The organism is Paenibacillus sp. FSL H3-0329 (assembly GCF_037963285.1).
In the GTDB taxonomy this organism is placed as follows: Bacteria; Bacillota; Bacilli; order Paenibacillales; family Paenibacillaceae; genus Paenibacillus_AQ; species Paenibacillus_AQ odorifer.
Map to the genome: position 1 here is coordinate 525,569 of NZ_CP150150.1, position 13,674 is coordinate 539,242.

Consider the following 13,674-nt stretch of genomic DNA (forward strand, 5'->3'; position numbering starts at 1 on the left):
TAAATCCCCTGGCTTCTAACATTCTTCTAAAAGATAAGACATGGCGAAATCGCTAATGAAAACGGTATGACTAGTGGTCACTGTCGAGCAGATGGAAGGTGTGTCGCAAGCTGACAGCAGTCAGAATGAAGGATGGTGGAGGAGGAGCAGCATAAGCTGCTTTTCTCTTGCGGGGGCAGATTGGTTAGATGGTAATTACTATAAAAATAAAAAAAGACACCACAAGGTGTCTTAGTACAGATACTTTTCGCTCGAATTTCACGAGCTCGTCAGTGAACTGAGTTCATAAGCAAGACTGGCTACGGCTAACAGATGAAGAGATAAAGTAATATTAATGTTAAAATGTGCGGTAATATTAATTTTCATAGATAACCACGCTCCTAAAGTATAAATACACATAAAGAAAACTTTATAAAGCGCTTGGCCTGCCATCATCAGTGCCAGGTAGCCATCCTGTACAGACGCCTTAGCGTTTCGACAGTAACATTATACTTAATATTTTGTGTTTTGCAAACCAAAGCCCCCTTAAGACTGAAATAATGAGCAATGTGACAATTATGTCATTCTGAATTGAATATTGTTAGGTTAATCGATGGGGAAGTTTACGTGTCTCCCTTATACTGGAAATTAAATGATTTTATTTCCGAAAGGGGACAATCCACTGATGACTGACGTAATTAAAGCAATAATACTTGGCATAATAGAGGGCTTAACTGAATTTTTACCAGTATCATCTACTGGACACCTTATTTTAGCAGGCGATTTGCTTAGCTTTGAGGGAGATGCTGCAATAACTTTTAAAATTGTTATTCAGTTGGGTGCAGTGATGGCAGTTCTAATTCTTTATTGGAAAAGGTATTTGGAAATTGGGGTTAATATGATTAGAATGGATTTTTCCAAAAGCAAAGGATTAAATGTCATTCATATGATTTTGGCTATGTTACCAGCATTAATCCTATATCTTCTCTTCAAGGACACAATAAAAAGCCAATTATTTGGTCCAACCCCTGTTTTGATCGGTCTAGTTGTTGGTGGGGTGTTGATGATCATTGCAGCGCGGAATAGGCGGACTGAAACCGCTGATACTATCGATGGGATTAATTATAAACAGGCTTTCGGAATTGGTCTGTTCCAATGCTTGGCGTTATGGCCGGGATTTTCGAGATCAGGTTCGACAATTTCAGGTGGCCTGTTGCTTGGCACTAGCCAAAAAGCCGCCGCAGATTTTACATTCCTTATTTCCGTGCCAGTTATGTTTGGTGCAAGCTTGTTGGATTTGTACGATAGTCGTGATTTGCTGAGTTCTGACGATTTACTTCTAATGTTAATTGGCTTTGCGACATCCTTTCTTGTGGCAATGATTGCAGTAGTGACGTTCATCAAACTGATTAAGCGACTTCGATTGGAGTGGTTTGCTCTATACCGGTTTGTTTTAGCAGCTCTCTTCTATTTAATTGTCATACAGTAATTGGATTAGTCAATATGAACATCATGGGAAAGAAGCTTTTAAAAAGGGCTATACATCATATCCTGCACAGATTAAACTAGAGGTTCAAAACAAGGGGAAATCACCAAACAAGACAAAGCTCAAGTAGTCTATGAACTAAGGAATGAATTTTCGGTGAAAGCACTTCTACAGCTAGCCATTATCCCTCGTTTGTTTCTTCTACCATTAATATCACAAAGTGATTTTACAAGTGTTTGGGAATATGAAAAACCCCACCAGTTTAAGGTGGGGCTTTTGCTTACCAAGTATTATAGTTCGACTGATACTTAACTTGTTTATTCTCATAGCTCTCATTGGGGTAATCACGTCTGACAGACTGCAAGTAGCCTGAAATTGCAAATGCTGCAATAAGCCCTCCTATAATTCCTGTGATTAAGCTGAATGTTGAAAATCCGAATGTGGCAACTACTCCAATGGAAGACAATGCTACAAGCAATAGACTGAATATTTTCATCTTTATACACACCTCCATTTTGTATATGTAGTAATTTGAAAATTAAGATTGATACGTTACTATATTTGATCGGTTTCGATAAAAATAATAATATTTCAGCAAATCTTTAGACGGGCTTCATACTTATTTAAGCTAAGAGGATTATAGTAATCACATAACCCCCTTATAAAATAGATCTAGACCCTGCCGAAAGTGGTGGGGTCACTTTTTTGCACAGAGTGCATTTATAAATATGGATTTCTCCTTAAATCTACACAAAGAAGCGCCGCCCCTTTTGGAGACGCCGCTTCTTTATAGTAGATTCTATTCTTTTTGCTCAATTCTTGATTTTGGTGATTTTTTTGGCGGTAACTTGTGCAGGGAATGAATCATCACTTACTTCAAAAAATACTTTAATCTCATCGCTTTTTTTATATTTAGAAGGTGCAACTTTATTTACCCAAATGGCTTGAGAGTACTCATTAGATTCGAGAACCTCCTTGTATTCCTTGTTCAAGTCTTCTTCTTTTAATTCGGAAATTACTAAAATTCTTTTATTTTCTGCATCTATTGTATGTACAATTCCTTTCAAAACTTCATCATTCTTACTACAGGCGGTGACTAATAACAAAAAAACAAAAATAAGAGTCCATTTAATAGTAGTACGTGGTTTTTGAATCATGGACCTTCCCCTCTAGTGGTTACGACATTAGTTTAAAATCGGTTGCACAGGCATAGCATTTTGTACATTACCAATATAAGAATAAACAGCAGCATATCCATTATGACGACCTTTATTGATTCCCCTCGCACGCGGCAGTAACAATGTATCCTGAAATGCTTCCTGATGGTTTAGCCAAAAAACCACCATGATTAAACTAATTCGTACTTATAGTCATGTGCAAATTCTTTGAATGTAATGGGTCTTTTACCAAGTAATATTTGTAAATCGGGCGTGATTTTTTTGGCTAATCCAATTTTTGCAGTGAAGTAAATTCCAATCATAACAGTCACAAATTCTTTTTGAATTCCTTTTGTTAACATTTTATCTCTAAACTGAAGAACTGATGGATTAACATATTTGATTGTTTCTCCTAGCTCTTCAGATAAAATTTCAGCTACTTCATAGTAATCTAGCGCTTCAGTTCCCGTTAACGAGTAACCTTTATTTTCATGACCATTCTCAGTTAGGATTCTAGCTGTTACAGTACCGATATCACGAACATCGATAAAGCTAGTCTTGCCTTTTCCTGCGGGTACATAGATCTCCTTTTCTTTACGTAGCTCTTCCCCATGTTGAGAAATTAAGTTTTGCATGAAGAAACTTGGGCGTAAAAAAGTATATGGAATTCCTGATTTTTTAATGATTTTTTCAATTTTATGGTGTGGAACAATTGGGTTTTTCTCTACGCCCAATAGAGATAGAAACACAATGTGTTCAACTCCGACTTCCTTTGCGATATCTATGAGGGGTTGGAAATATTTTTTTGCGTCAGCTATATGAGGAGGGCGCAGTAAAAATAATTTTTTCACTCCTGTTAACGCTGGACGAAAAGAATCAGCATTTTCAAAATCAAAATAAACATACTCACTGTCTTTTCGATGGGAGGCAATTTTAAAAGGTGTTTCACTTTTCCTTAGTTCGTTAACCACTTCACGTCCTACATTACCGGTTGCCCCTGTGATTAGAATCATAAGTCTCACTTCCCTAACTAATATTTAAATAGATTGTTTTAAGCACGTTCATAAACGTGGACATTTCTTGTTCAGAAATATTTTTAAGTGCGTTATCCATGATTTCGTCACTAAGAACTTCTATTTGACTCTTAATTATCATTCCCGAATCTGTAATGAATACAAGATTTGATCGTTTATCATTTGGATTATCTCTAATGTCCAGAAGTCCTTTTGCTTTAAGTCGCTCGAGTATACCCGTTATTGTAGGGCGATCCGAGTAAGTTCGCTCTGCAATCATAGCTGGAGTTGTTCCTTCTAAATGAATAGATATATCTTTTAATACTGCCCATTGAGGAGCTGTTACATTATAAAGTAAAAGTTTTTTTGTTAAGCTTTTTTTCATTTCAAGACTTACTCTTATTAATAACTGTCCTGGGTTGTCCATAAATTAATTCCCCTCTTTATATAGTTTGCACACTAACTACTTGATTAGTATACAAACTATATTCTCCTTTATCAATTTTAATTATTTTATTTGTTTAAATTGTGGGGAGTTACAGGTGAATGTCAATAATATTGATATTTAGAACTTTTGTTTGTATATAATAAAAATGAATGTTCTTATTTTTAGAGGCGATCAATCATGGAAATGAGTATCGACCAAACGGTTGGGATTATTTATCAAGTCAAGGAGAGCAAGATTACACAACGCGAGATCGAGATCCGTGGCATCCGTGACAAACGTCCAACATAAACAAAGGGGATAAATATCATGCGGTGTATAACAATACGGCAGCCTTGGGCGACCTTAATTGCTCTTGGTGAAAAAGAGTTTGAAACTCGTTCATGGAGAACAGCCTACCGCGGCGAGTTAGGCATCCATGCCGGAATGAGGATTGACAAAAAGATTTGTGAACAGGAACCGTACAAATCAGTATTGGCGAAACATGGCTATACAGCGAATAATTTGCCGACAGGAGCTATTATTGCTACAGGTCAGCTCGCGGGATGTTATGTGGTTACTCCAGAGGTGGATTTAAGGGAATGGATCAATGGGAACGAATATGATTTTGGCGACTATAGCGAAGGACGTTTTGCCTGGAAGCTTGAAGAGGTTCACTCACTGCGCCATCCAATTCCAGCCAAAGGTCGGCTAAGCTTGTGGGAGCATTCGGATCACTTCTGAACGGCGAATGATATTTTTAATGTAATTTTTATGTGCCTATCAGCTTTTTTTCAGGTTCGAGGTATATATTGAAGACACCAAACACCCCCCAGTGTTTTGTGGTATATCTCTCTCAGGTCTTGCCAACTCCCATGGTAAGGCCTATTTTTTTGTTCACTAATTGATTGGGGGGAGAGTAGAGCGGCTTCTATACAGCTTTATTTAATCTGATACTGTTCTTCGTAACTCTTAAAAGAGGAAATATCCAGCCCTAGGTATCTGCGCATATGGATGGCAGCCTGAGCCGCAACAATGTCATTCAACAGCAGCATTCGTTCGTGATAGCCACGACATATATACTTGGCTTCAATTCCCGTATTAAGTCTGTTTTGCTCATACACCTTGATTCCCCGTCTTCTCATTTCTGCACGAACATCCCTTAGATCTGTTGTAGCTACTGCAGCAGCTGTTCCAAGCACCTCCAGATAAGGGGCGGGTGTTCGTAAGTGTGTAGATAAAATGGCGGAGTCCCGTTCGAAAGCTGATAAAATCATCGGAAGCAATAAATAAGATTTCACCAGCATGTTGTCCCTGCTTTCTGCTCTATGCATGAATCTCATCACCTCTAATAGGAACGTATATTCGTATTCTACCCCGATATTCCAAAAATAATCAATGGTATTTCTAAACAGCTTATTCAATGTGATTAAATTCACAACTAAATAACGAAGAATAAATTATATTAAAATTGTAATAATAAAAATTAATGTATCGGACGCACATAAAGGAGAATTATGATGGAAAAAGAGGGCAGCCTCCAGCGTGGATTGTTTTTTGGTTTAATTCTGAGTGTTCCCTTATGGATATCCATATTGGGCTATATACAGTTACTTTAAAATTTAATGAAAAACCTTATGCGAAGCGCCTTTAGGCGCTTTTTTTGTATGGTAATAATGAGGGGGATCATCGAAAGGAATTGATTGACAATTGTGGGTGTCGGGCGCTAAACTGTTATTAATTCAAAAAGTATTAAAAGTCATAGACGGTTATTGGAGAGAATGCTTCGGCTACCAGTTCTGGACTTGCAGTGTAATACATATATATAGTCATGATAATAGCAAACCGTCTGAAAGGGCGGGACGCAAAGTCCAGGAGTCTAAAGTGTCTTAAAGGCACAATGACCGTCCGACTGCCATGAGAAGGGAATTCCACTTCTTTTTGGCGGTCTTTTTTGTTGTTAGGTCCTTTAGAGTTTCTGGTAATTATTCTGATTAATATAAATCATAGTTTTAGGAGGTGTGCCATTTGAAAAGAAGAATAAGACCGTTACTCTCGCTTGTATTAGCTGGGATTTTGACGGTAGGTAGTGGGCTTTCCTCATTAGGAGCTGGAGTTGCTGGAGCTAGTAGTTCTTCTACATTGGGAATTGCAGGGGTCTACAACGTGTTTATTCTAGGGGATATAACAACGGTTTCGGATACGGAAGGAAGGTTTGCTGCTGGAGGTAACGTTAACTTAACCAACTATAGTGTTGGAGATAGGTTGACCGCTGCTGAGGTTTCCTTGACTGACACACTTGTTGTTGGAGGGAATCTTACTTTCAACGGAGGTACTGTTTATGGGAATATCGTGCACGGGGGAGATTTTTCAGGGAATGTAACGCTCCTCAAGGGAGGTACAAAAAGACAGGGGAGTACGATTGACTTTTCAGCCGTAGGTCAGTCTTTGAAGGACAAATCAGCAGAACTTGCAGCATTGCCGGCGAATGGAACAACAGTGTACCAATATGGCAGTCTTACCCTGACAGGTACAGATCCTGCGGTCAATGTTTTTAATGTTCCAGGAGATAACGTCTCTAATACCTATGGAATTACAATAAATGTTCCTTCAGGATCTACAGCAATTATTAATATTGATGGTTCTAACGTAAAAATGAAAAACTTCGGATTTCTACCTAATAACGTGTTGAACAGCAAGAAAATTTTGCTTAACTTTAGCCAAGCTGCGTATCTTGATATGGCAGGCATAGGTGTAATGGGAAGCATACTTGCCCCCTATGCTCATGTTGATTTTATTAATGGTCAGATTAACGGTACTTTAGTGGCGGCTTCACTCAAAGGGACTGGTGGTGGTGAATTTCACCACTATCCATACGATGGTGATGAACCTGGACCAACGCCGACACCAACGCCAACAGTGACACCAACGCCAACGCCGACAGTGACACCAACGCCAACGCCGACAGTGACACCAACGCCAACGCCGACAGTGACGCCAACACCAACGCCGACGCCGACGCCAACACCGACGCCGACAGTGACACCAACGCCGACGCCAACACCGACACCAACGCCAACAGTGACGCCGACACCGACGCCAACAGTGACACCAACACCAACACCGACACCGACAGTGACGCCAACACCAACGCCGACGCCAACAGTGACACCGACACCGACGCCGACAGTGACACCAACGCCTACGCCAACAGTGACGCCGACACCAACGCCGACGCCGACACCGACACCGACACCGACACCAACGCCGACACCGACGCCGACACCAACGCCAACACCAACGCCGACAGTGACACCAACGCCGACGCCGACACCAACGCCGACGCCAACACCGACACCAACGCCGACGCCAACACCGACGCCGACAGTGACACCAACGCCGACGCCGACACCAACGCCGACGCCAACACCGACGCCGACAGTGACACCAACGCCGACGCCAACACCGACGCCGACAGTGACGCCGACGCCGACACCGACACCGACGCCAACAGTGACACCGACGCCGACAGTGACACCAACGCCGACGCCAACGCCAACAGTGACACCAACGCCGACGCCAACAGTGACGCCGACACCAACGCCAACGCCAGAAGCAACACCGACACCGACGGTAACACCAGAAGCAACACCGACACCGACGGTAACGCCAGAGGTAACACCGACACCGACGGTAACGCCAGAGGTAACACCGACACCGACGGTAACGCCAGAGGTAACACCGACACCGACAGTAACACCAGAAGCAACACCGACACCGACGGTAACGCCAGAGGTAACACCAACACCAGAGGTAACACCAACGTCGACACCAGAGACTTCGGTGTTCCCGACACCAACGCCATCATCCGTAATTGGCACTATAGTTCTTGCAGAAGATCCTGTGCCGCTTGGGCCTGTAGCTTCGCCGACACCAGCGCCAGTACCAACACCGTCGAATAGCACAGAAGTACTTGTTGATGATGATGAGATCCCATTAGGCCCGGTACCGGCAGTGACACCAACGCCAACACCAACACCTGATGAAATCATCGTAGTGGACGATACGATCCCATTAGGTAAGCCACCTGTGAAGGAATTGCCAAAAACGGGTGAATCAAGTCCTGCACCTTACTATGTAGCAGGTTTAGGTTTTGCACTTATCGGATTATTAATGAGAACCAAGTTCTCCAAAAAGAATAAATAATAAACGGTAGAGCACAACATAGAGTCGCTTTCGGGGGGTGTCCCGATGGCGGCTCTATTTGTATGTCATGATTGCGATAGTTTGGTGCATTCTAAGTAGATGGTATACTCTTGTTGCAAAAGAAATGAAGAGGGGATGGCGAAGGCGAATTGATATGGTTCATTATTAGCGCTGTAATCATCATAGGGATTCTAATCTATGTGGGATTTTTCTTCTATGGTATTGCTATTAAACGAGCACCAAAGGTATTTCTAAGTAATAATCCTAATCTGAAGGCTGATCCTCCGGTTGCCGGAGCTTCTTGGGGGGAGGGGAAAGATTGGGTCTCTCGCCAGAGCTTCGAGAATATTGAGATCGTATCTGCAGATGGACTTAAACTAAGAGGTTTCTTACTCCAATCTAATCGTGCTGCGGGACGCACAGCCATTCTAGCCCACGGTTATTCAGGTAAAGCAAAGGATATGGGGGCGTACGCCAAAATCTACTACGAGAACTTAGGCTTTAACATCCTAATTCCCGATGCAAGGGGGCATGGAGATAGCGCAGGGGATTACATTGGTTTTGGTTGGCCGGAACGAAAAGATTATTTGCAATGGATTGAATACATGATTAAAAAGACTGGGTCTAGTGCTCAAATTGTGCTTCACGGTGTTTCTATGGGCGGTGCTACAGTGCTAATGACCTCAGGGGAAGATCTTCCGCCGCAGGTAAAAGCTATTGTTGCGGACTGCGCTTATACCTCAGTAAAAGCACAATTATCTTACCAACTACGGCGCATGTATCGTTTGCCAAGTTTCCCTTTCGTTCAAAGTGCAAGTCTAATCACCCGCTTGAAGGCGGGGTATGGTTTTGGTGAAGCCTCTGCATTAAAACAAGTGCGGAAAGCGAAGGTTCCGATTCTTTTTATTCACGGGGATGCGGATAACTTTGTACCTTTTGCTATGATGAATGAATTGTATGAGGCATGCCAGAGTCCAAAGGAGAGGCTCATAGTGCCGCAAGCGGGGCATGGATTGTCTTATGATACGGATAAGGCGGGGTATATAGATGTAGTAACAGCTTTTGTAAGCCGATATGTAAAATAAGTCCTGAACGTAGACAGCGCCCGATATCCGCTAGGTAGCGGTTATCGGGCGCCTATATTTTTCCACACATGACGTAGTCCTTGAATAAGGATCGTACCGTCATGCTTTCTCGTTATATTCATCCCCCGCCGTTCGTGAGTAACGGGTGTCTTGATTCCTTGTTATTTCCAGCAGCCGTGTGGCGAGAATAATCCTTCCAATACGACAAAAGCCCTACCTCTCTTTTGCCCTTGCGGCTCCATTGACCGCGCCAGTGTGAATCGGAATGCTATATTTCGAATTTAATCTCATAAAAAGGAAGAGTACTGCAAGAAAACATAAAGCCTCTTTGTCCAAAATGCCGATGTGTATAATAGTCGGCCTGACATCTTCTTGGTGGGGATATTCAATATATCGAAAAACAAATACCATATAAATATAACACACTATTGTTTAAAAGGCAAATATAATAATGAATTCCAAGATAAGGTTTATTTGATTCTAGAGAGGAACAAACCTCGATAAGGAGCGCTTAGATTTTGAAAGTAACTTAAATTGGGTTAATTGTGAATTATTCCGGAAAAGCTAGTAAACCAGAGGAGATGGGCGATCTCGGTGCAAATGGGCTAAAATGTAAGTTGGATATTTTTGCAAACGCTACAAACTACAACTGAAAATGCCAGAGACGAAGGGCTTGTGTCTGCTGGGGTTATTTTGCGTGCCTATTTTGTGAACAGCTCTCTAAAACTGACAATAAACTCCAACATTGATTGAAGGATTGAGGGTAGACCGTTATAATTAATAAGTCTGGATTTTAATTAAAAAATAAGGGAGATTTTTATGAAACGCGCAGATGTGTGGCTGATTTCCATCGTATTGATTGCTGCGCTCGCTTTTCTCGTACCGAGATGGTTTTCGGACAATGATGACAAAGGTGGGGCCGGTAAAAATCTCATAGCCAATGTAACGGTGGACGGTGAGTTATTTAAAACGGTAAAGCTTACAAAAGAAGAACAAACCATTGAGGTCCGCACGGAACGCGGCTATAACATTTTGAAGGTGCATGATTACGGGATTGAAATGTACGATGCCGATTGCGCTGATAAAGTTTGCCTAGGTTTTGGTTTTATTACCCTGCCCAAACAGACGATTGTCTGTCTACCGCATAGAGTATTAGTCGAAATCACCAGTGCGTCGGGGGAGGATGATATAGATGCCTATGTCCAGTAGTGAATCTGCAACAGCTTTAAAAAGAACAGTGATTATTGCGATTTTCGCCGCAGTGGCAGTAGTGTTAAGTTTAATAGAGGCACAGATTCCGTTATCCGGGATGGGACTGGTGCCGGGTGCTAAGCTCGGACTGGCCAACATTATGATTTTGACTTGTATTTACTTTTTACGTGGACGGGATGCTTTCCTGCTTGTCATCCTCAAAACACTGCTTACTGCATTTCTGCTAGGTACCTTCTCAAGCTTGCTGTTTAGTTTATTTGGTTCACTTTTTAGCTTTGTTGTTATGTTTGTGCTGATGCTGATTAGTGGCAAAGGTAAGAGTATAAGCTTGATCGGAATTAGTATAGCTGGTGGGATTGCACATAATATCGGTCAGCTGCTGGCAGCTTCTATGGTATTTGCATCACTTAGTATTTTTTATTATCTTCCCATGCTGCTGATCACTGGGGTAGTAACAGGAATTGCCGTGGGCTATGCAGTCCGTTATTTGGTGGCGTCATTGTCAAAAATATCGCTGTTTGAAGAATTTTTGGACTGATTAGTCACATCAGCGGAAGGATGACTAACATGAATGAATCATACGAAGGTCAAGACTTAGAGGGAGAAGGACAAGCAGTCATCTCTCTGGATGGGGTATCGTTTGGCTATGATCCCGAGCATCCGATTCTTCAAAATATAACGTTATCTATCTCACAAGGACAATGGGTCAGCTTGGTTGGTCCTAATGGCTGCGGGAAGTCTACGTTGGTCAAGCTGCTCAATGCTCTGCTGCCTAAGGGGGCTGGTGAGATTGAGGTTAGTGGCATGCTGCTTAGTGAGGAAACGATCGGAAGCATTCGGCAATGTATCGGAATGGTGTTCCAAAATCCAGATAATCAGTTTATTGGAGCCACTGTAGAGGAAGATATCCTATTCGGCCTGGAAGGGCTTTGTTTGCCGTACGAAGAGATGGCTGAACGTTTGCACTCCTATACGACAAGACTAGGAATAAATCATCTGTTGTCCAAGCATCCGGGTGAGCTGTCGGGAGGCCAAAAGCAGCGTGTTGCTATCGCTTCCATTCTTGCTATGGAACCAGGCATCGTCATTTTTGACGAGGCCTCTTCTATGTTGGATGAAGGAAGCAGAAATGACCTTCTCGGCATTCTGCAGGATATGCGGGCAGAAGGGAAGTACACGATCCTCATGATTACGCATGATGCAGATGAGATTTTGGCATCGGATCGGGTGCTTGCGCTGCATGGAGGTAGTTTGGCTGCAGATGTTACACCGGCGGAGTTGTTCCGCAACGAGGAGCTTCTGGAAAAATGCCATCTGCGTGAACCTTATCCTTGGCGCCTTGCACGCGAGCTGCAGAACCAGGGTATTCATGTGGATGTTCCGATCAGTGAAAAGGAGCTTATAGACACGTTATGGCCATAGAATTACAGCAAGTAAGTTACACCTACGCTGACCGAAGCCTCTGGAAGCTGACGGCGCTCCGGGACATTAACCTCAGTGTACCCATTGGCTCGATGGTTGGTATTGCGGGGGCGACGGGCTCAGGTAAATCGACGCTGCTGCAAATGTTTAACGGGATACTGAAACCAACCGAGGGTACGGTAAAAGTGCTTGATGTAACCATTCAGGCTGGTGAGAAGTCACCTAAGCTAATGCCACTGCGCCGCCGAGTCGGATTGGTATTTCAATTTCCGGAGCAGCAGATGTTCGAAGATACGGTCGAAAAGGATCTCATTTTCGGTCCCCTTAATTTCGGTATGAGTCTCGATGAGGCAAAGTCACGTGCACGTCAGGCCATGTCAGATATGGGGCTGGATCTCGCGTTGCTGGAGCGGAATCCTTTTCAATTGAGCGGTGGACAAATGCGTAAGGCGGCTATCGCTTCCGTGCTAGCTATGGACCCGGAGGTCATCGTTCTGGATGAGCCCACGGCAACGCTTGATCCCATTAGCCGTGCAGAGCTAATCAGCTTGCTGGAGCGATTATGCCGTGAGCAGGGCAGAACGATCATTATCGTTACGCATCGGATGGATGAGTTATTGCCTTATGCGGACAGCTGGGTTGTACTTAAAGAGGGCAGCACGGCGTTTCAGGGCAGTGTAAAGGCACTTGCAGATGATCCTTCGATTCTGGAACAGTGTGGTTTGACGGTTCCTCAGTCCCTTCGTTACTGGCGTGCAGTTGCTGATCATTTAGGTCTTGTGGATGAAGTCCCCCGCTTGACGGCTGAGAGTCTGGCAGAGCTTATAGCTTCGCTGCCAGCGGAATCAATAAGCACTGGTAAGCCCGATGGAAAGAGGGATGACCATGAATGAGAAACTGATCTTAGGTCGGAGTATTGAGACCGGTTCGTGGGTGCACAAGCTGGATGCTCGTGCCAAAATCACTGGCATGCTATTATACGTAGCTGTTATCCTGCTCTCACGTTCGTGGATGGCCATGGCTGTGTTGGCTATTTTTTCGATAGCCGTTATGGCTTCCACGCGGATTCCGCTTAAATACTTCCTGAAAGCAGCTAAGCCTTTACGTTATTTAATGTTATTTATCTTTATTGTGCAGGTGGTGTCTGTGAAGACAGGGGAGGTAGTGCTGACTCTTGGTTCCTGGTCTATCTATGAGGGAGGGCTAAGATTAGGGGCATTTTCGGTCATCCGCATGTTCTTTCTTATCACCTTTACAGCGCTTCTGACCTTCACAACAACGCCGGGGAAGCTGAATCAAGGGTTGGAGGGGATCTTGACACCCTTCAAAAAGCTTGGCTTATCCCCTGACCGTATCACGCTGATGATCAGCATTTCACTTCGTTTCATTCCTACGATTCTAGATGAATCGCAGATCATAATGAAAGCGCAGGCCTCAAGGGGAGCCGATCTAAAAGAGCTGCCTTTGAAGGAAAAGGGACGGATGTTAGTCTCCCTGCTGGTCCCGATTATCGCCAGTGCTTTTAGGCGTGCTCAGGATCTGGTGTATTCCATGGAAGCCCGCGGTTTTCGCATGGATGCTCCCCGCAGTCGGTATCACCGCCTAAGGTGGGGCAAATTCGATACTGTTTTTATTGGGATGTTTGTGGTCATGGGAATTGCAGTAGCTTTGTTATAATACTCATTCCCTA

General features: G+C 43.3%; 14 protein-coding genes and 1 riboswitch. Of the genes, 9 read left to right on the forward strand and 5 right to left on the reverse strand.

Going from position 1 to position 13,674, the window contains the following annotated elements; genetic code table 11:
* Positions 1 to 664 precede the first annotated feature (664 nt).
* A complete protein-coding gene (locus NSQ66_RS02325; protein WP_038568497.1) occupies positions 665 to 1,468 on the forward strand; it encodes an undecaprenyl-diphosphate phosphatase in 804 nt (267 codons plus the stop codon).
* Between the two features lie 277 nt (positions 1,469 to 1,745).
* Here the strand turns inward: NSQ66_RS02325 and NSQ66_RS02330 are convergent, their stop codons facing one another.
* The 4 genes from NSQ66_RS02330 to NSQ66_RS02345 form a co-directional block, all read right to left on the reverse strand.
* Positions 1,746 to 1,961, reverse strand: a complete 216-nt coding sequence (locus NSQ66_RS02330) for a hypothetical protein (RefSeq protein ID WP_036682571.1) — start codon at positions 1,959 to 1,961, stop codon at positions 1,746 to 1,748.
* A gap of 316 nt (positions 1,962 to 2,277) precedes the next feature.
* Positions 2,278 to 2,622, reverse strand: coding sequence for a DUF3221 domain-containing protein (locus NSQ66_RS02335; protein ID WP_339279539.1), 345 nt, complete (start codon positions 2,620 to 2,622; stop codon positions 2,278 to 2,280).
* Positions 2,623 to 2,813: 191 nt separating this feature from the next.
* Positions 2,814 to 3,635: an SDR family oxidoreductase gene (locus tag NSQ66_RS02340; RefSeq protein ID WP_036682566.1), complete on the reverse strand. Its 822-nt coding sequence runs from the start codon at positions 3,633 to 3,635 to the stop codon at positions 2,814 to 2,816.
* A gap of 13 nt (positions 3,636 to 3,648) precedes the next feature.
* Entirely contained in the window at positions 3,649 to 4,062 is a 414-nt protein-coding gene (locus tag NSQ66_RS02345) for a MarR family transcriptional regulator (RefSeq protein ID WP_036682564.1), read from the reverse strand.
* A gap of 327 nt (positions 4,063 to 4,389) precedes the next feature.
* Here NSQ66_RS02345 and NSQ66_RS02350 point away from each other — a divergent pair, with 327 nt between their 5' ends.
* On the forward strand, positions 4,390 to 4,803 hold the full coding sequence (locus NSQ66_RS02350) for an ASCH domain-containing protein (protein ID WP_076101343.1): 414 nt from the start codon (positions 4,390 to 4,392) through the stop codon (positions 4,801 to 4,803).
* Positions 4,804 to 5,000: 197 nt separating this feature from the next.
* Here the strand turns inward: NSQ66_RS02350 and NSQ66_RS02355 are convergent, their stop codons facing one another.
* Complete coding sequence (locus tag NSQ66_RS02355; RefSeq protein ID WP_051491249.1) at positions 5,001 to 5,393, reverse strand: hypothetical protein; 393 nt, start codon at positions 5,391 to 5,393, stop codon at positions 5,001 to 5,003.
* A gap of 495 nt (positions 5,394 to 5,888) precedes the next feature.
* Positions 5,889 to 5,979, forward strand: a riboswitch (cyclic di-GMP riboswitch).
* Positions 5,980 to 6,087: 108 nt separating this feature from the next.
* Here NSQ66_RS02355 and NSQ66_RS02360 point away from each other — a divergent pair.
* The 7 genes from NSQ66_RS02360 (at position 6,088) to NSQ66_RS02390 (ending at position 13,661) form a co-directional block, all read left to right on the forward strand.
* A complete protein-coding gene (locus tag NSQ66_RS02360) occupies positions 6,088 to 8,265 on the forward strand; it encodes a choice-of-anchor A family protein (protein WP_339279540.1) in 2,178 nt (725 codons plus the stop codon).
* A gap of 149 nt (positions 8,266 to 8,414) precedes the next feature.
* The gene (locus NSQ66_RS02365; protein WP_305953821.1) at positions 8,415 to 9,350 is read left to right on the forward strand and encodes an alpha/beta hydrolase; all 936 of its coding nucleotides are present in this window, start codon (positions 8,415 to 8,417) and stop codon (positions 9,348 to 9,350) included.
* 819 nt (positions 9,351 to 10,169) lie between these two features.
* The gene (locus NSQ66_RS02370) at positions 10,170 to 10,559 is read left to right on the forward strand and encodes a NusG domain II-containing protein (RefSeq protein ID WP_036681022.1); all 390 of its coding nucleotides are present in this window, start codon (positions 10,170 to 10,172) and stop codon (positions 10,557 to 10,559) included.
* Positions 10,543 to 11,100 carry a Gx transporter family protein gene (locus tag NSQ66_RS02375; RefSeq protein WP_036681020.1) on the forward strand — a complete coding sequence of 186 codons (558 nt, stop codon included), beginning with the start codon at positions 10,543 to 10,545 and terminating at the stop codon, positions 11,098 to 11,100. Before NSQ66_RS02370 ends, NSQ66_RS02375 begins: the two co-directional genes overlap by 17 nt.
* Before the next feature lie 29 nt (positions 11,101 to 11,129).
* Positions 11,130 to 11,984 carry an ATP-binding cassette domain-containing protein gene (locus tag NSQ66_RS02380; protein WP_051491165.1) on the forward strand — a complete coding sequence of 285 codons (855 nt, stop codon included), beginning with the start codon at positions 11,130 to 11,132 and terminating at the stop codon, positions 11,982 to 11,984.
* Positions 11,975 to 12,877 carry an ATP-binding cassette domain-containing protein gene (locus NSQ66_RS02385; RefSeq protein WP_076215095.1) on the forward strand — a complete coding sequence of 301 codons (903 nt, stop codon included), beginning with the start codon at positions 11,975 to 11,977 and terminating at the stop codon, positions 12,875 to 12,877. Before NSQ66_RS02380 ends, NSQ66_RS02385 begins: the two co-directional genes overlap by 10 nt.
* Positions 12,870 to 13,661, forward strand: a complete 792-nt coding sequence (locus NSQ66_RS02390; RefSeq protein ID WP_036681014.1) for an energy-coupling factor transporter transmembrane component T — start codon at positions 12,870 to 12,872, stop codon at positions 13,659 to 13,661. Before NSQ66_RS02385 ends, NSQ66_RS02390 begins: the two co-directional genes overlap by 8 nt.
* The last annotated feature ends 13 nt before the right edge of the window (positions 13,662 to 13,674 follow it).

Excerpts from the sequence above, each read along its gene's own strand:
- NSQ66_RS02325 (WP_038568497.1), top strand. The coding sequence starts at position 665 with ATGACTGACGTAATTAAAGCAATAATACTTGGCATAATAGAGGGCTTA.
- NSQ66_RS02330 (WP_036682571.1), bottom strand. The coding sequence starts at position 1,961 with ATGAAAATATTCAGTCTATTGCTTGTAGCATTGTCTTCCATTGGAGTA.
- NSQ66_RS02335 (WP_339279539.1), bottom strand. The coding sequence starts at position 2,622 with ATGATTCAAAAACCACGTACTACTATTAAATGGACTCTTATTTTTGTT.
- NSQ66_RS02340 (WP_036682566.1), bottom strand. The coding sequence starts at position 3,635 with ATGATTCTAATCACAGGGGCAACCGGTAATGTAGGACGTGAAGTGGTT.
- NSQ66_RS02345 (WP_036682564.1), bottom strand. The coding sequence starts at position 4,062 with ATGGACAACCCAGGACAGTTATTAATAAGAGTAAGTCTTGAAATGAAA.
- NSQ66_RS02350 (WP_076101343.1), top strand. The coding sequence starts at position 4,390 with ATGCGGTGTATAACAATACGGCAGCCTTGGGCGACCTTAATTGCTCTT.
- NSQ66_RS02355 (WP_051491249.1), bottom strand. The coding sequence starts at position 5,393 with ATGCATAGAGCAGAAAGCAGGGACAACATGCTGGTGAAATCTTATTTA.
- NSQ66_RS02370 (WP_036681022.1), top strand. The coding sequence starts at position 10,170 with ATGAAACGCGCAGATGTGTGGCTGATTTCCATCGTATTGATTGCTGCG.
- NSQ66_RS02375 (WP_036681020.1), top strand. The coding sequence starts at position 10,543 with ATGCCTATGTCCAGTAGTGAATCTGCAACAGCTTTAAAAAGAACAGTG.
- NSQ66_RS02380 (WP_051491165.1), top strand. The coding sequence starts at position 11,130 with ATGAATGAATCATACGAAGGTCAAGACTTAGAGGGAGAAGGACAAGCA.
- NSQ66_RS02385 (WP_076215095.1), top strand. The coding sequence starts at position 11,975 with ATGGCCATAGAATTACAGCAAGTAAGTTACACCTACGCTGACCGAAGC.
- NSQ66_RS02390 (WP_036681014.1), top strand. The coding sequence starts at position 12,870 with ATGAATGAGAAACTGATCTTAGGTCGGAGTATTGAGACCGGTTCGTGG.